Here is a 16,704-nt window from a genome sequence, read left to right as displayed (position 1 = left end):
TTATGCTCTTCCTATTTCATTACTTTTTTGTTCCATCTGGTCTAAACTTCTCATAAGTGTTCCGTAAATTTCAAATCTTCTCTGGGCATTTATAAGTTCTATCATGCCTTTAATTGCATTTACGTTTGAGTGTTCCAGATATCCCTGTTTTATTGAATACTGGGCTGGCACTTCTGTTGCTCCCTTTTGTGTATCAGGGATGTAATAGCTATTTCCTACAGGTTTTATAGCTGTAAAGTTTTTTATCATAAATTTTGCTACTTGCTGGTCTCCCTGATATATGGTTCCATCATCTGCAACTGTTATCGGTTGTATCATATTTTTAATTTGAATTCTTTTTCCCTGTGTATCAAGCAGATAATTTCCATTGGCATCAACTATATAACCATCCTGATTTCTGAAAAAGTGTCCATTACGGGTGTATTGAATACCGTTTGGAGTTTCAACTGCAAAAAATCCTTCTCCAAATATGGCAAAATCAAGTGGCGCGTCTGTTCTGAAAATATTACCCTGGGTGTTTATCACCGGTGTATCATTAAATCTGGGAAAAACAAACAGGTGTGCAGTATCTCCTTTGTTTTCCGGAATATACTGGCTCATTTCCCTGAGGAGTAGTTTTTTAAAGCCGGGTGTGTTAACATTAGCCAGATTATTTGCTGTCGTGTCCAAATTTTCCAGTGCCCTTTCTCCACCTGCTGCCAGAACATATATCGGTTGGAAATTTATTGCCATTTTTACACCTCAGGGTGTTTGAAAGATTTTTCGGAAGATATAGAAAAATCTTTACATTTCGTCGTTTGAAAGAAGTTTCATTCTTTCTTGGACGGTTATTATGCTTGTTATTTTTATTCCAAAATTATTTTCTACTGTATAAAGTTGTCCTTTTGCTATAAGCTTACCATTTACTTTGATATCAACAGGCTGGTCAATATATCTATCAAGTTCAACAATGCTATTTGGATTTAGTTTAAGGATTTCCTCAAGGGGCATTGTAGTGCTTCCTATCTCAACAGAAATCTCAAGGGGAATATCCATTAATAAATCTAATTTTTCCTTCTCAAATTCTGCCATTTCAACAGGCTTTTCCTGCTGGGCTCCCATTTGTTCCCATTCTTTAGCAAGCTCTTCCTGGCTTTCTTTTTCTTCAGATGTAGCCTGTGCCATCTGCTCCCATTCCTCTGCAAGTTTTTCCTGATCTACTTCCTCAGAACTTTCTGCCTCTGAAGATTCTCCACTTTCCGCCATCTTTGCCCATTCTTCTGCCAGTTTTTCTTGATCTACAGATTCTTCCTGAGACCCTTCTCCTGTTTCAGAAGAGCCTGCTTCAGCCATTTTAGCCCATTCCTCTGCTAATTTTTCTTGATCTACTTCTTCTTCAGATTGGTTTTCCTTTTTTTCTTCTTCACTCATTTTTTTCCTCTTCAAGAATAGGTTTTGTTATCATTGCAGCGTATTTATCATTTATTTTTCCAAGTTTTGCATTAAATTTATGTTTATCCTCAACATAAAGCTTAAACTCTTCAGAAGGAGATACATATAGGTTTAATTCTGTGCCTTCTTCCCATTCAAGAATATCTTTAACTTTTAATTTCATCTTTGTAAGTTCAAGGGTCAGTTTCAGTTCTATCTTTCTAACTTTTTCTTCAATATTTTTTTTCCATACAGGGTCTTCAGAAAAAGCAACCTGTGAATAAACTATATCCTTAATTGGAAGAAACATACTTTGTGGAAAACAGAAATAAAACGGTGCTTCATATCCATCAATATCCATTTTGCACTCAACAATGATTACTTTCTCATTTGGAGAGACTATTCTGGCAAGACTTGGATTAAGTTCTATTGATTTAATTTCAACCATAACCGGATAAAATTCATCCCAGACCTGTTCAAATGTTTTTAAAGCTGTGCTTATAAAATCCTGTATTACTCTAAGTTCAAGTTTTGTAAATTCTCTACCTTCTACTTTGAATGGTTTGGCAGGACCTCCGAACAAAACGCTTATTACTGTAAAAACAAGTCTTGAATCAACAACAAGCAGTGCGTTTTCTTTAAGGGGTCTCATTGAAAATATTGTATAACTGGAAGGAAGGGGAATTTTAAGCATGAAATTTTGAAACCTTGATATATAGATATTTTCTTTGGTTATCATATTTATATGGGGCATGATTTTTCTGACTTCTTCCCTGAACAGTTTTATCCATCTTTCAAAAATTAGTTCAAATCCGGGAAGTCCGCCTTTCTTGATATGCTCTACTTCTGAAAAATCAAAAGGGGCTATATCTTCTTTGGGCTTTTCTTCTTCTTTCTCTTCCGAACCACCACCTAATAAAGCATCTATCTCTTCTTGAGACAGGAACTCATCAGACATATCTCACCTCTAAATCATTTCTTCTCCTGCCCCATACTCTATAACTCCTTTTTCTATCAGGCTCTTGATAGTTGCAATGATTTTCTTTCTTGCCTTTTCAACATCTGATTTTTTAACTGGTCCCAGTATTTCCATATCTTCAAGGAACATCTGTGCTGCCCTTTTAGACATATTAGACAGGAATTTATCCATAATCTCAGGTGGAGCTCCTTTAAGGGCAATGAGAAGGTCATTTTTATCAACAACTTTAAGTATTTCAATAATAGCCCTGTTATCCAGTTTGACAATATCTTCAAATTTGAACATTTTCTCTTCAATCGTATCTGCAAGAGAAGCGTTTTCTTTACGAATTTCATCTAATATCTCCTGGGCCAGCTCTTTAGGCAGGATATTCACAATTTCGGCTGCAATATCAACTCCGCTTAATGTTTCTTCTTTTCCAGCTCCCACAGTGAGTAATTCTTCTTCAAGTGTATCGGCTACCATCTTAAGCATATCACTGGATATTTTTTCTATAGATGCAATCCTTTTTATAACCTCCTCTTGAACATTTGTTACTCCTAATCTTTTTGGTAAATACTGTATTATCTCAGCTGCCTTTTGTGGTTTAAGCTGGGAAAGTATAAGAGCAATCACCTGGGGATGTTCATTCTGGATTATATTTGCCACAAATTTAGGGTCCATTTTTTCAAGTTCCCTGAATATAGCTTTTCCTTCCTCTACTGTCAAAGTATCTGCCAGTAGCTTTTCAAGTTTGTCAGGTGGTAAAGCCTGCTCAAGAATTTTCTTTAAATTGTCTGGTGCTATTTTTATTGGTGCTATTTCTTTAAGAGAATTAAAGGCTTCTTCAACAATTTGTTTCGCTGTTTCTTTTGATGGAGGTTCTATTGTAAGAATTTGTTTTATTAATTTTTCAATTTCATGTTCTTTTAAATGTTTAAAAATATTTACTGTGACTTCTTCAGGTAATAAAGATAGTAATATTGCTGCTTTTTCTGAACCTTTAAGACTTTTTTCCTGTTTTTTTTCTTCCGGCACTATTTTTATCCTGCTTTTTCAATTAAATCTTTTGATACTTTAATATATTTCTTTATAACATAGTTAATCAAGTTTTTGTTTGAGCTTATGATTTCTCCCCCAAGAATATCAAATTTTCCCTTTGGTTTTCTGTAAAGGATTTTTACTTCCAGTGATAATTCATCCTTAAAATTTTCCAGTCTTATAATATCTCCTTCCTTAACACTGTCTATTTCAGGATTAAGAACACCTACACCGCTACGACTTAATTCCTGAACGCAAGCAGATTTTGTAATAATATTTCCATTTTTTTCTATGGAAAAATCACCAAGATCTCTACAACAAAAATGAAACCTGTGGAATCTTCTTTTGTCTTTGTGTATCTCTTCATTTTTTATTTCAGCGTATATTCGGTCTGTATCTATCTTTTTTATTTTTGCATTTATTACATAAGGGGTAGAGTTGTATTTTACAAATATAAATACTTCTTCAACCTGTGGAAAAATTTTATATAAATGGTATGGATTTATATTTGTCAGCTTAATTGTGTCTGTGCCTGTAACTTCCACATTTGCACTGAATATCAAACTAAAGTTCATATCTGTCCTGAATTTATCACAAAACCTTTTTATAAAAATTTCTCCTGAAACTCTTTTTTCTGATAGCTTTTCCATCTTTACTGCTCTGTGATTTTATCTAATTTTTCAAAAAATCTGTAAATATCTTTTTTATCTATTTCTGGTTTTTTATCAATTTCTTCTAATAAATGTAACAATTCTAAACCTTCTGGATGATGCTTGATTAGTTTATTTTGTATCCATTCATAAATGTGGGTTTTCTGTAATTCTTGCTTTATTCCTTTTGATAGCAGGCTTATCCACGAGAGGAAGTATATTTTCCCTTCTATCGCAAGTTTAGAATTGTTTAAAGGTATATTTTCCAGTATTTTTTCAAAGTTTTGTTCTGTTTCATATAAAATTTCTTTGAGTAGATTAAACAATCTGTCGAAAGATTCTGTCTCTTTACTGAGGTTAATTATTTCATTTTTCATAAAGTTAAGGGTTTCTTCCTCTTCATCTATTAGCTGGGAAATCTCACCTGTCATTCCTGTTATTAGCTGAACACTTTTTTTCATCTTACTGACATTTTCACCTGAACTTTCCATAAGTTTCTGGACATTTATTGCTCTGTTTGCTTTTTGTGAAAGCTGGGTAGCAAGTTCTTTCATAGATTGGGAAATAGTATCTATTATTTGTGTTATCTCAACAGTTGACCTTTTTGTTTTGTTTGCCAGTGCCCTTACTTCATCGGCAACGACAGCAAATCCTTTTCCGGCCTCTCCAGCCCTTGCAGCTTCAATTGTTGCATTTAAGGCAAGGAGATTTGTTTGTTCTGTTATTTCTTTGACTGTGTTTACAACTTCATATATCTTTTCAGATTGTTCCATTAGAGTTTCTACATTTCTTTTAAGGGATATTACCTCAGATGAAAGGGCTTGGACTTCATCTATTGATTTAAAAATAATATCTGAACTTTCAATTGCCCTTTTATCAAGCTCTTGAACTACATTATAAATATTGTGTATATATCTACTTATATTTTCTATTGAGATGGAAACTATCTCAGATGTCAGGGCAAGCTCAAGTGTATTTTCCTGTATTTTTTTCTTTTTATTTTCTGTTTTTCCAAACTCCATAAATAATACAGAGGAGTTTTTAATCACATTATCTGAGGACTGGATCATTTCTTTAAATGTGGAGCTTAGCCAATTATTTAGCAGTCTTAGTTCATCTATTGTTATGTTTCCAGGAGGTTCACCGGTTACTATTTTCCTTATTGTATCTTTAATCTGTTTTTCTCTGTTTGAGAAAACTTTATATATCAGATAAAAATCAAGGGACAGGGAAATGGCTAAAATTAAGGGAAAAATTGCAATTAGTAATCTCTGGATATAGGTAAGTCTTTTTTGCTGTTTTTTTAATTCTGTTAAAAATTGTGACAAACGGAAGTTTAAGGAATCCCAGTCAGAGGTATTAATTATTTTAGATAGTTTCGAAATATAAATATTTTCCGGATAAGGATAAGATTTAAGCTGATTTAAAATTTGATGCTTGTTTATTGTAATTCCAAATTTTTGTATTTCTTTAACTGCTGAAATTTTGTCGTAAATCCTACCAGTAAGAAGATAGGTACTCTCCATCTCCCGTATTTTCTGGGAAGTGGAGATTAGATAAATAGAGAATATAACTGTAATAAAGATCTCTGTAATAAACAGTGTAATAAGCTTTTTATTCATTATTGTATTTGGGATTCTTTTCTTTTCATAACCATTACTTGAAATAGTTTAACAAGAATATTCGCAATTTCTCTTGATTTTTGGGCAAGTATATCAACCTTATCTATTGCTTCATCCACTTTTCCTTCTTCTTGAAGTTTCATTATTTCCATTCCGAGATTATGGAACTCTATATGGTGTTTTTCAAGTTCTTTCATAAGTTCTACAGCTTCAGGTCCATATTTTTCAGCTTCAATAAGCCCTTGTGTGTAATACCATTTTCCAAGGTTGCACTGTGTATGGTCAATAGGAGTAAACGAAGCTTTCCCTTCTATGGCTTTGATTATGTTTTCAACAAATGCTGCATGTTCAAGTATCCTTGTAAGCAGGTCAAGTTCTCCAACTTTTCTAATTTGTCTGAACATATTCCATACTTCCATACTGTTTTTAAATGTGGCATTCGCGATCTGGTCGAGTTCTATACCGATGTCTAAAATATCATCAATTGATTCCAGTAGTTCCCTGCTCTTTTCAGATACTACTTTTATTGTATTTGATTGTTCTTCTGTAGAGGAAGTTTGCCTCATTATCATACTTGTTATTTTTTCATTTGCATTTTTAATCTTTTCAAGGACACGTTCTATCTCTTCCGAATATTCAGCACCTTCATTAATAATATCACGGACATTTGTTACTTCTGTTTCTGTTCTTTCCATTTCTTCCATAATTGCCATTACAACTTCTCTTATCTCATTGGCACTCTTAGATGTTTTTTCAGCAAGTTTCCTTACCTCATCAGCAACAACTGCAAATCCTCTTCCTACTTCACCTGCCCTTGCAGCTTCAATAGCAGCATTTAAGGCAAGAAGATTTGTTTGCTCTGTAATCTCAAGAATTACATCAAGTATATGTTCAATACCTGTAACTCTTTTTCTAAGCTCGGCTGTAGATTCCGTAAGTTTTGATATAACCTCAACAGACTGTCTGATATTTGCAACAGATTTTTCTATAGATTGTGAACCTTTTTCCACAAGCTCGTTAATATCTTCCTGTGTTCTTTGGACTTCTTGAATTGAGTTTGACAATTCTGATAATGCATTGCTTATTTCAGAAACAGAATCAACAATGTGGTTAAGATTATTTTTGAAAGTTATCATTTCATCTCTTAGTTTGAATGTATTAATACCAATCTGAGCTGTTTCATATATGGTCATTGCCATTTCAGGTGAGGTTTCAAGAATAATCTTGTCAAGGAATCTATCGCTGGTTACATCTTTCCAGGTGGAAGCATATCCTACTATATTTCCATCCGGGTCAGTAACAGCAAATCTATAAGATTCTATAACGTGGTTACCCACAACAATATCCGCATTTTTTATAACTTCGCCTGGTTTTAAGGCTTTTAAAAGCTGTTTTATCCTTTCTGGGTCTTTATGGAATCTATGGATAGATATTCCTTCAGGATGTTCCCAGTCTATATTAAAGCCGTAAACCTTATTAATGTCTTCTCCTAGTTCTTTTAATATCTGCTTTCCTCTTTGGTTTACAAAAATCAGCTCATTTCCTTCTTTACCAGGTTTAAAGTTTGTATTGGCAATAAATACACCTTCTTCTTGTAAATAGTCCAGTATTTTCCATTGATTTCTCAGATATTCTTGTAAATCTCCGAATTTCCCCTTAATACTTTCTAACTTCTCTTGAAATTCATCAATCTGTTGTTGTTTTTTCTTTAAATCATTTTGTAAAACTTTTACTTCATCATCTTTTGCCTTTAATAACTCCTCAAGTTTGGCTATGTATTCATCTTTTTTCTCTATTTCCTCCTTCAGTCTGTCTATAGTCCGGTATGCATCTTTGCATCCAAAGAGACCCATCTCTTAATCCTCCTGATTTCCTATTTTTTAAGTGCCGAGAAAATTTTTTCTATTTTTTCCTTTAAAACTTCTGCTGTAAATGGTTTTACGATATAGTTGTTGACTCCAGCTTTAATTGCCATTAAAACGTTTTCTTTTTTAGCTTCGGCAGTAACCATAAGCACAGGTAAATGTTTTAGCTCAGGGTCTTTCCTAATTTCCTGAACAAGTTCAAGCCCTGTCATATTTGGCATATTCCAGTCTGTTATTACAAAATCATACTTGCCTGATTTTAATTTCTGGAGTGCAACTTTTCCGTCTTCTGCCTCGTCTATATTTTTAAAACCAAGCTGTTCAAGAAGACCTTTAATAATTCTTCTCATTGTTGCCATATCGTCAACAACAAGTATTTTTATGTTTGGGTCAGGTAATGCCATTTATTTTCCTCCTTATTTTTTTATTGCATATTTATGAACAAGTTTTAAAAGGTCAGGTGCATCAAATTTAACAAGGTGTGCATCTGCATTAACAAATTTTGCTTTATCAACTGTTGCTCTATCACTTAGGGATGTATTTATAATAACAGGTATTTTAGACAGTTCCGGATGTTCTTTTATTTTTCTTGTAAATGTAAGACCATCCATCCCGGGCATTTCTATATCTGAAACAATTAGCTGTATGTAGTCTGTTATATCTTTCCCTTCTGCTTTTGCCTGTTCAAGATATTTATTGAGAATGTCGAGACCTTCCAGACCACTGGAAGCCTCCAATACCGTATGGCCGTCTTTTTCAAGTATTCCTCTTATTATTTTCCTTGCTACTGGACTGTCATCAAGTATTAATATTGTGAAATGGCCTTTTCTTTCTACCTCTTCTTCGGGAACTTCCTCCTCAATACCGAATATCTTAATCATTCCCAGTTCATCAAGTATTCCTTCAAAATCAAGTAAAAGTAGTAGTTGACCGTCTTCTATTTCAATAACACCTACAATTTTTCCTCCAAGTCTTTCTTCAATGCTTGGAGGAGGTTTTTTTATGTCAGCCCATTTTATTCTTCTAATTCTTTTTGCCTCGTGAACTATAACACCTACAATTTCTCTGAGGAATTCCATAACTATTACATATTTTCCTGCTCCTTCAGGTTCTCTAATTTTCATCCATTTTGCAAGATTCACTATAGGAACTATTTCACCTCTGATTTTTGCTATTCCTTCAACTTCCGGTGGAGAACCTGGGGATTTTACTATATTTTCCGGCCTTCTGGTTACTTCGCGAACCTTTGCTACATTTACACCTAAAACCCATTCATATATTTCTCCGTTATCAAGAAGCTCATACATTCTAAAGTCGATTATCTCAAGTTCATTAGCTCCTGTCTCAAGTATTTTTGGAAGATAATCCTTTTTAGCCATTTATTTCCTCCAAACCTTTACAGGTTCTCAGGCCTGAATATTTTTTTTATATTTAAAAGTGTTAAAAGCTCTTTATGTCCATCTTCTGTTTCAATCATCACAACACCATCTATAAATTCCGGGTCAATACCTATTGAGTTCATAGGAGGTGGCTGGATATCCCTGGGATTTATGTTTATTGCCCCCTCTACTTTGTCTACGGTTATTCCTATATGTCCAAGTTCTGTTTCAACCACTACTATTGTCGGTTTTTCTACTTCTGGACTTTGGAGATTGAATTTCTTTTTCAGAGAAACCACAGGAATAATGTTTCCCCTTAGGTTCATTACTCCAAGGATATAAGGTTTTGTTTTGGGAACAGGGGTAATCTCTATATCTTTTGTTATTTTAATCACATCTTTTATGTTTACCCCTATAAGTTCTTCACCGAGCCTAAATGTTATAAGCCTTTCTTCATTTGAAATTTCTGTTTCTATTTCTCTTAATCCAAGGACTTCTAACTCTGACATCACAGCACTCCAATAAGTTGTGATTTTTTATCATTAATTAATGAATTTGTATCTACTATTAAAACGACCCTTCCATCTCCTGTTATTGTTGCTCCTGCTATTCCTTGAACATTTTCAAGTAGTTTTCCAAGGGGTTTTATAACTATTTCTTCTTCTCCAAATAATTCTTCAACTGCGATGGCAATATTCTTTTCGCCTACCCTGACTATAACGATAAACTGTTTCTCCCCTTCATCTTCAATATCAAATAGTTCATTTAAGCTAAATAGGAGATATACTTCATCTCTAAGCATAAATGATTTGAACTGGCCAATCTTTTTAACATTTTCCGGTTCATATCTGACTATCTCCACCACAGAATATAATGGAATTGCAAATATTCTATCATTTGCACCAACCATTAATGTCCTGATAATAGCAACAGTAAGAGGCAGTTTCATTATGAATTTTGTTCCTTTTCCCGGTTCACTTTCAACCTCAATTGTCCCACGGAGTGAATGAATTGTTGAAGCAACAACATCCATTCCAACGCCTCTACCGGAAACTTCGCTTACCTGGTCTGCTGTGGAGAAACCGGGCATAAACAGTAGTTCGTAAGCCTCTTTATCTGACATGTTTTCTGCCTGTTCAGGAGTTATAAGACCTTTTTCTATTGCTTTTTGTTTTACTTTTTCAACATCAATGCCTTTTCCATCATCTTCTATAGAGATTATTATTCTATCTCCTTCTTGATAAGCGGATAATTTTATTGTTCCAACTTCTGGCTTTCCTGCTTTTATTCTTTCTTCTGGTGGTTCTATTCCATGGTCAATCGCATTTCTAACAAGGTGAATAAGAGGATCTTCTAATTTATCAAGAATTGACCTATCAATCTCTGTATCTTCTCCTTCTAATATAAGGTTTACTTTTTTGTTTAGTTTTTTAGCCAGGTCTCTAACAATTCTCGGGAATTTACTGAATATTTTCTTAACAGGTTGCATTCTAAGTTTCATAACAGCATCTTGAAGGTCGCTGACAGTTCTACTCATTCCTGTTATGGAATCTATTAGCTCTTCTATCGTATCAGAGGAATTACAGTTTGCTTCTAACCCTGAAGCTAATTTAACTATTCTGTTTCTATCAAGAACAAGCTCCCCGACTAAATTCATTAGTGTTTCTACCCTTTCAACATCAACTCTGATAACTTCTTCCTTTTTCTCTGACTTTTTCTTCTTGGTTTGACCTGTTTCTTTTGGAGCAGGTTTTGGCTCTGCTTTAGGCTGAGTTTCTTCTACTTCTACAGGTTTTTCAATTTTAGGAGTTTCTTCTGTTTTTTCTTCAGGTTTTTCTCCTTTTGTTTTGGGAACTATTAAATCTTTGACGTCTTTACCTTCTGCAATTAATTGTTCTAATTTTTCAATAACTTCAAGTGGAGGTCTTTCATCGGGAGGGAGGAGTATAAGCTCTTCTAAAATTTCTCCTAAATCCTTCCCGGGATATTGAAGAATAAGTTTCTTAATATCTTCATCTACACCAGGAACAAATTCAAATTCCGTATTTTCATCTGAACTTTCTTGTTGATTATTACTGTCTGACACTACTTCTGCTTCGATAACTGTTTCTCCTGAAAGTATTTGCTCAAGTTTATTTAAAAGATCCTTTATATCCTCTTCATCAGGAATTTCATCATTTTCCTTTAACATATCTATTGCTTCTTTTAATTTATCTACCCCCTCAAAAATAACATCCATCATTTCAGAGGTCAGATGGAGCTCATCGTTGCGGAGCTTGTTGAATATGTCTTCTATTTTGTGTGCAATTTCTACAATAGATGTAAGACCTAAAAAACCGGCTCCACCTTTAAGAGTGTGCATTCCTCTAAAGATTTTGTTAAGGAGTTCTTTATCCTCCGGATTTGATTCCAGCTCTATTAAATCCTGGTCAAGATTTGCAAGTATCTCATCGGCTTCAATGAGAAATTCTTCTAAGATTTCCCTCATGTCATCTGTAAAGTTTAACTTCATGGTTGAACCCTCATTTTTATTACATTCCAAATTGTTTTAGAATGTCATCAACATCTTCCTGAGATACTTCTTTTTTCCATTCAAGCTCTTCAAGTTTTTCTCTTAACTCTTCTTTCCTATCTTCTGATTTTTCCTCATTAATTCCAAAAAGAAGCAATATTTTTAATATCTCTTTTTCAACATCGGAAATAAAATTTGATATTTTAATTAACCTCTGTGAAAGAATATCTTGAAACTCCAGAAGAGTTAAAGAGTTTGTTAATTGAGAAAGCACTTTTTCAAGTTTAGAAATAATCTTATTTTTCAGTTCTTCATTATCTATCTGGGATACTAAAGATAAAACTTCCTTTATCTCGGAACTTGTTTCCATAATATTATCAATTAATTTTTTAGTAGCTTCTTCACTTTCTTTTATTGCCAGTTCTATATGGGTGTTAACACTTTTAAATCCTTCTTTTTTGCTTCCAAGTGTTTCTATATCTTTCTTGTATTGCTCTATAACTTCAAATAATTTTTTTATCTCCTGATACAGTCCTTCTGTCATTTAAACCCTCCTTTTTAATTATTATCGTAATTTTTTGTAAATATTATTAATGATATTATCGGTTTTTTTATTGGGAAAATTCATTGATGTTAGGCAATATTATTAACTTTTACCTGTTGCCTTTATGTATAGATGGGTCTATTATTTATAAAAGCAGGTGTAAAAATGGGAAAAATAAGCAACCTTTTGGATAGACTTATTGAAAAGTTAGAAGAAGAGAAAGACCTCCTAATAGAGAGTATTAAAGACAGTTCTATCTCTGAAAAATTAATGGAAGTAGTGGAAGAAAAAAGGAAAATACTGTCAGAACTTTCAAAGTTTTCAGCTGAAGAACTTGAACCGTTTCAGGATAAACTTGAAAAAATCCAATCTATGAGCAGAATAAATCTGAATATTGCAGCAAATAATGCCCAGTTTATTGAAGAACTATTTGATATGATTTTTGATGAACCTCAGAAGTATGACCAGACAGGTTCAATAAAAGGAAAACAGCAAAAAGGTTTTATCAATAAAAAGATATAAAAAGGAACCTGAGCAAAAAGCTCAGGTTATACGCCGAAAATAGCATACTTGAGCCACAGGAGTCCAAGGGCAACAATCACGGAAACTATTGTTACCGGTGTTCCCTGTTTAATAAAATCAAAGAATTTTATTGGATAACCTTCCCTTTCCGAAAGACCAGCTGCAACAACGTTTGCTGAAGCACCTATTATTGTCAGGTTGCCTCCAAGACATGCACCAAGAGCAAGTGCCCACCATAAAGGTTCAGTATCAAAAGCAGCTGTTTTACCAAGGTCAATAAGAACATAAGACATAGCCATTGTAAATGGTATATTATCTACAATACCTGAAATAATTGCAGATAAACCACCTAAAACAAGGATTCCTGACATTGGGTCAGTTATGACCCCTGCAACTAATTTTGCAGCATCTTCAAACACACCAGAGTGTTCAAGTCCTCCAATAACAACAAATAAACCTAAGAAGAACATTAAAGTTGTCCATTCAACCCTTTCAAATATCTTTTCAGGGTCTTCCTTAGACCAGAGCATTAAAACAGAGGCCATAAATAAGGCTATTGTTCCTGCTTCAAGGTGAAGAATATGGTGGAGGAAAAATAGAATTATCGTAATCCCAAATACAATTAAACCTTTTCTCATTAATTTTATGTCATATTCTATTTTTTGCTCTTCTACGATTCTTTTAAGTTCTTCTTTATCTTTTACTTTTACCTGTAGATGTCCTTGAAATTTCATCATACCTATAAAAACAATTGTTCCAATTATATGGGTAATGATAATAATAGGAGTAAGATTTACAATAAAATCCATAAATGTAAAATGTCCCAGAGAACCGATGATGATGTTAGGAGGGTCACCGATTAATGTTGCCGTTCCACCTATGTTTGAGGCCAGAACCGTTGCAATAATATAAGGAACAGGAGGTAATTTAAGTTTTCTTGTAATAGATATCAAAATAGGCACCATGAATAAAACGGTAGTTACGTTATCTAAAAAAGCAGATAAAACGGCAGTTAGCATTGTAAAAGTAAGGATAATCTTTAGAGGATCTCCTTTGGTTATTCGTAAAGCTACGGAGGATAATATTGAGAAAAATCCACTTTCAATAAGCACAGAAACAATTATCATCATTCCAATCAGAAGGAACATTGTGTTGTGGTCAATTGATTCCCATGCTGACTTGGGAGTAACTACTCCCAAGAATATAGCCAGAGTTCCTCCCAGAAGTGCTGCTGGAACTCTGTGGAAAAACTTTTCAAGAATAATCATTGCATAAGTGCCAACAAAAAGCAGAATAGATATCCAGTAAAGAGTTTCTTTAGACCCTAAACCTAACATTCCCAGAATAGTTGTTGTATGATGCTCCACCTTTACTCTCCTTCTTCTTGGTCTTTGAATATTCCAACAGACATTTCTGAGTTTTCTATGTAAGAATCTTTATCTTCGATATTCTCATTAATAACGAGCAGGTCGTATTCTTTTCTTCTTGCATAGTAAGGCACTTCTTTTTTAGGGTCTCCTTTTATTACAATTACTTCTGCTTTTTCTTTGCCTAAGGCTCTAGCCATTTTATCTTTTACAATTTCTATATGTTCTTTGAATAAATCTACTACTATTTGTTTTGCTTCTTCTTCTGGATGAGTTTTCATTAATGATAGTTCATAGTAAGCTTCATAAAAAGAGGTAACAAAATCAAACTGAACTTCAAGTTTTTTTGCAAATTCATATGTGGATTTTATATAAAATGGTGTTGAAGTTTCTTTGTCTATATTGATCAAAATTTTCTCTAATTTGATAGCGTCTTCCTGAAGCAAAAGGATATCTATATTTTTTATAGAGTTTATGAATTTTTCTGTTTCAGGGGTTTTAAAAATATGTTCAAGTGGAGATATTTTCTCGCGGGTTAATATAAGTAAGTCTGGTTTTTCCTTGTTAATTTCTTCTTTTATAAGAGCTTCTTCTATCTGGTTTTTTACCTCAAAGTTAATTCCATTTGAAGAAATTAGGGAAATAGCTTTTTCTTTTTCCTCTTGTGGAATATCTACAAATAGAAGGATCAGCTTTTTTTGTAATTTGGAGGCAATATTTTTGACAATCTGTAAATTATTAAAATTCACTTTTTCTTTTTGATAAAAAATAATAGTATCTACAGGCATTCTAAAATCCCCTTTTGAAGCAGTTTTATTAATTTATCGGAAGTATGAAGAATTTATTTACAGGAAAATATTGATCTTTGAGAATCTGGTGATTTTTTCTTTTGGTGGAGCTTGAGAATATCATTAAGAAATATGCAGTTGTAGTGAATCTCTAATTTTGCACCCAGTTTTCACCCAGAAAAAGAGGGGCATTAGCCCCTCTGGAGTTATTTAAATTGAACGATTTTTTTAACTAACTGGTCGCCTTCGTTGGTTAGGATGGTGACCCCTTCTTTTATCTTCTTTATTCTGCCAAAGAGATTGTCAACATACGGCTTCGCATTCTCCATGTCCATTACAAGCATGTCCACCATTGTTGATAGTAATTCGTATTTTATCTTGAGTTCCTTGTATTCTTCGTAAGTAGGGATTTGACGGAGTTCTTGCACAAGCTGGTTGTATTCGGCTTTGAGTTTTTCTATTTCTTCTCTTTCCTTTTTAATCTTGTTTTTCCAGTATTCTCTTATGGCGTGGGTGGTTTCTACTTGGAATTTTTTAATCTTATCTCGGAGTTCTGGACGGACTTTGTTAATGTTGATAGAATATAAATAGACTGGTAGGTCGTAGAGGTTGATGAATATCATCTTTACCTTGTTGCCATCAACCTCTACCTCCATCGCCTTTAAGGCGACGCCTTTCTGTTCAAGAAATTTCAACTTTCTCCATTGGCTTCCCCAATTCAATCCAAAGTAATTAGAAATATGACGAACTGCTGCCCACACTTCCCCTTCCTCATCACAAATAGACAAAATTTTTGCGTCTTCAACAGGGATTAAAGCCTGTTCTACCATTTTTGTTGCCATAACAATACCTCCTTATAAATTTTTTACGTAATTACGTATTACGTATATACGTATGATTATATAGAAAAAATTTAACTTGTCAATATTTACTTGTTTACGTATAATTAAAAACAAGGAGGAAATTGTAATGACCAATATTTCCGAAACTAAAAGGGTAAAATTTACTACATCATTAAACGAGGAATTACTAAAAGAATTAAAAGTGTTGGCAGTCAAGCAAGGAAGGAAAAATAACGAGCTCTTAGAAGAAGCGATAAAGTTGTTGTTGGAGAAGTATAAGAGTGAAAGCTCATCCAGAAGCTCTTAAAGAATTTGGGAAAAGCCTGTTAAATTTTAGTGTTGCTATTCTTGTGTTTGCATTCTTGCAACCTGTTATTAGTGATAAAGTAAACTTTTTAAAATTGATTGCTTTTGGAATTGTTTATATATTAATTGTAGTGCTTGGAATGTTTTTTATAAGTAAAGGAGAAAGCAATGGAGATAAGTAGTGAATTAGCTATTTTTATAGTTTTGGGATTTGTCCTTATTGCTTCTGGTATTGTGTATGTTTTATTTGGCAAAGATGAGAAGGCAAACTATGGAAATAAAATTTGATAAAGAAGCAAATGCTTTATATATAAAGCTAACAGATAAGGAAATTGTATATACAGAAGAAATAACACCTAACATTATCGTGGATTATTCTGAAGATGATAAACCTGTAGGAATAGAGATATTAAATGCAAGCAAAGAAGTAAAAAAAGAAAACATAGAGCAGTTATTGCAAACCGTTTAACAAAAATGGCTAAAGAAAAAGAACTTGAACTTAAGAAGTTAGAGATAGAGAAAGCAAAAATAGAACTTGAGAAGCTGAAAATAAAGGAAGGTCTATTTAGAACATTAGTTATTATTGTTTTAACAGTATCAGCAGGAATAGGAGCTTTAAACCCAAAAATTATAGGAAATAAATTAGACCCTTACATCTACGGAGCTTTAATTTTTATAGATGGTTTTGTGTTAGTTTTTGCTTTTTGGTTATGGTTAACAATAAGAAAGAAATTAAAGGAGTTGTAAAATGATTTTAGAAATTTTATTAATCTTACTAATGCTTTTTGCTCTATTCATCTTTGGAACAATGGCATTTTTAACTATGAAAGACTATTTAGAAGAACGAAAACATTAACCTACCGTAATCTGCAGCGTATCTCTTTCGTCAAGGATAACA

The 16,704-nt window shown here is 33.3% G+C and carries 20 protein-coding genes; 5 read left to right on the top strand and 15 right to left on the bottom strand.

Going from position 1 to position 16,704, the window contains the following annotated elements; all coding sequences use genetic code 11:
- From MVE07_RS00600 to MVE07_RS00545, 12 genes are read right to left on the bottom strand one after another with little or no spacing between them, the layout of a single operon-like run.
- Positions 1 to 732 (bottom strand): flagellar hook-basal body protein, encoded by a 732-nt coding sequence (locus tag MVE07_RS00600; RefSeq protein WP_297452755.1) that lies wholly within the window; start codon positions 730 to 732, stop codon positions 1 to 3.
- 51 nt (positions 733 to 783) lie between these two features.
- Positions 784 to 1,410 carry a flagellar motor switch protein FliN gene (gene fliN, locus MVE07_RS00595; protein ID WP_297452752.1) on the bottom strand — a complete coding sequence of 209 codons (627 nt, stop codon included), beginning with the start codon at positions 1,408 to 1,410 and terminating at the stop codon, positions 784 to 786.
- Positions 1,403 to 2,368, bottom strand: a complete 966-nt coding sequence (fliM, locus tag MVE07_RS00590; protein ID WP_297452750.1) for a flagellar motor switch protein FliM — start codon at positions 2,366 to 2,368, stop codon at positions 1,403 to 1,405. Before fliM ends, fliN begins: the two co-directional genes overlap by 8 nt.
- A gap of 9 nt (positions 2,369 to 2,377) precedes the next feature.
- Entirely contained in the window at positions 2,378 to 3,406 is a 1,029-nt protein-coding gene (fliG, locus tag MVE07_RS00585) for a flagellar motor switch protein FliG (RefSeq protein WP_297452748.1), read from the bottom strand.
- Positions 3,407 to 3,411: 5 nt separating this feature from the next.
- The gene (locus MVE07_RS00580; protein WP_297452746.1) at positions 3,412 to 4,059 is read right to left on the bottom strand and encodes a hypothetical protein; all 648 of its coding nucleotides are present in this window, start codon (positions 4,057 to 4,059) and stop codon (positions 3,412 to 3,414) included.
- 2 nt (positions 4,060 to 4,061) lie between these two features.
- Positions 4,062 to 5,681, bottom strand: coding sequence for a methyl-accepting chemotaxis protein (locus MVE07_RS00575; protein ID WP_297452745.1), 1,620 nt, complete (start codon positions 5,679 to 5,681; stop codon positions 4,062 to 4,064).
- The gene (locus tag MVE07_RS00570) at positions 5,681 to 7,534 is read right to left on the bottom strand and encodes a methyl-accepting chemotaxis protein (RefSeq protein WP_297452743.1); all 1,854 of its coding nucleotides are present in this window, start codon (positions 7,532 to 7,534) and stop codon (positions 5,681 to 5,683) included. The genes MVE07_RS00575 and MVE07_RS00570 overlap by 1 nt, the downstream gene beginning before the upstream one ends.
- Positions 7,535 to 7,554: 20 nt before the next feature.
- Positions 7,555 to 7,950, bottom strand: coding sequence for a chemotaxis response regulator CheY (locus MVE07_RS00565; protein ID WP_297452741.1), 396 nt, complete (start codon positions 7,948 to 7,950; stop codon positions 7,555 to 7,557).
- A gap of 12 nt (positions 7,951 to 7,962) precedes the next feature.
- Positions 7,963 to 8,925, bottom strand: coding sequence for a chemotaxis protein (locus MVE07_RS00560; protein ID WP_297452740.1), 963 nt, complete (start codon positions 8,923 to 8,925; stop codon positions 7,963 to 7,965).
- 17 nt (positions 8,926 to 8,942) lie between these two features.
- The gene (locus tag MVE07_RS00555) at positions 8,943 to 9,434 is read right to left on the bottom strand and encodes a chemotaxis protein CheW (protein WP_297452739.1); all 492 of its coding nucleotides are present in this window, start codon (positions 9,432 to 9,434) and stop codon (positions 8,943 to 8,945) included.
- A complete protein-coding gene (locus MVE07_RS00550) occupies positions 9,434 to 11,437 on the bottom strand; it encodes a chemotaxis protein CheA (protein ID WP_297452737.1) in 2,004 nt (667 codons plus the stop codon). The genes MVE07_RS00555 and MVE07_RS00550 overlap by 1 nt, the downstream gene beginning before the upstream one ends.
- 19 nt (positions 11,438 to 11,456) lie before the next feature.
- The gene (locus MVE07_RS00545; protein WP_297452734.1) at positions 11,457 to 11,981 is read right to left on the bottom strand and encodes a protein phosphatase CheZ; all 525 of its coding nucleotides are present in this window, start codon (positions 11,979 to 11,981) and stop codon (positions 11,457 to 11,459) included.
- Between the two features lie 165 nt (positions 11,982 to 12,146).
- Here MVE07_RS00545 and MVE07_RS00540 point away from each other — a divergent pair, with 165 nt between their 5' ends.
- Positions 12,147 to 12,503 (top strand): hypothetical protein, encoded by a 357-nt coding sequence (locus MVE07_RS00540; protein ID WP_297452732.1) that lies wholly within the window; start codon positions 12,147 to 12,149, stop codon positions 12,501 to 12,503.
- A gap of 26 nt (positions 12,504 to 12,529) precedes the next feature.
- Here the strand turns inward: MVE07_RS00540 and MVE07_RS00535 are convergent, their stop codons facing one another.
- From MVE07_RS00535 to MVE07_RS00525, 3 genes are all read right to left on the bottom strand, one after another.
- Complete coding sequence (locus tag MVE07_RS00535) at positions 12,530 to 13,870, bottom strand: ArsB/NhaD family transporter (RefSeq protein WP_297452730.1); 1,341 nt, start codon at positions 13,868 to 13,870, stop codon at positions 12,530 to 12,532.
- 2 nt (positions 13,871 to 13,872) lie between these two features.
- Positions 13,873 to 14,658, bottom strand: a complete 786-nt coding sequence (locus tag MVE07_RS00530) for a hypothetical protein (protein ID WP_297452728.1) — start codon at positions 14,656 to 14,658, stop codon at positions 13,873 to 13,875.
- A 206-nt stretch (positions 14,659 to 14,864) separates the two neighbouring features.
- A complete protein-coding gene (locus MVE07_RS00525) occupies positions 14,865 to 15,500 on the bottom strand; it encodes a phage antirepressor N-terminal domain-containing protein (RefSeq protein WP_297452726.1) in 636 nt (211 codons plus the stop codon).
- 127 nt (positions 15,501 to 15,627) lie between these two features.
- Here MVE07_RS00525 and MVE07_RS00520 point away from each other — a divergent pair, with 127 nt between their 5' ends.
- The 4 genes from MVE07_RS00520 to MVE07_RS00505 all read left to right on the top strand — a co-directional run bounded on the left by MVE07_RS00520 (position 15,628) and on the right by MVE07_RS00505 (position 16,553).
- Entirely contained in the window at positions 15,628 to 15,807 is a 180-nt protein-coding gene (locus MVE07_RS00520; protein ID WP_297452724.1) for a ribbon-helix-helix domain-containing protein, read from the top strand.
- Positions 15,782 to 15,988, top strand: coding sequence for a hypothetical protein (locus MVE07_RS00515; protein WP_297452722.1), 207 nt, complete (start codon positions 15,782 to 15,784; stop codon positions 15,986 to 15,988). Before MVE07_RS00520 ends, MVE07_RS00515 begins: the two co-directional genes overlap by 26 nt.
- A gap of 89 nt (positions 15,989 to 16,077) precedes the next feature.
- A complete protein-coding gene (locus tag MVE07_RS00510; RefSeq protein WP_297452720.1) occupies positions 16,078 to 16,275 on the top strand; it encodes a DUF2283 domain-containing protein in 198 nt (65 codons plus the stop codon).
- A gap of 5 nt (positions 16,276 to 16,280) precedes the next feature.
- Positions 16,281 to 16,553 (top strand): hypothetical protein, encoded by a 273-nt coding sequence (locus MVE07_RS00505; protein ID WP_297452718.1) that lies wholly within the window; start codon positions 16,281 to 16,283, stop codon positions 16,551 to 16,553.
- The last annotated feature ends 151 nt before the right edge of the window (positions 16,554 to 16,704 follow it).

It is taken from the genome of Persephonella sp., assembly GCF_027023985.1.
Classification (GTDB): Bacteria; Aquificota; Aquificia; order Aquificales; family Hydrogenothermaceae; genus Persephonella_A.
The sequence above is the reverse complement of the archived record's forward strand: the minus strand, read 5'-3'. Positions and strand labels throughout refer to the sequence as shown.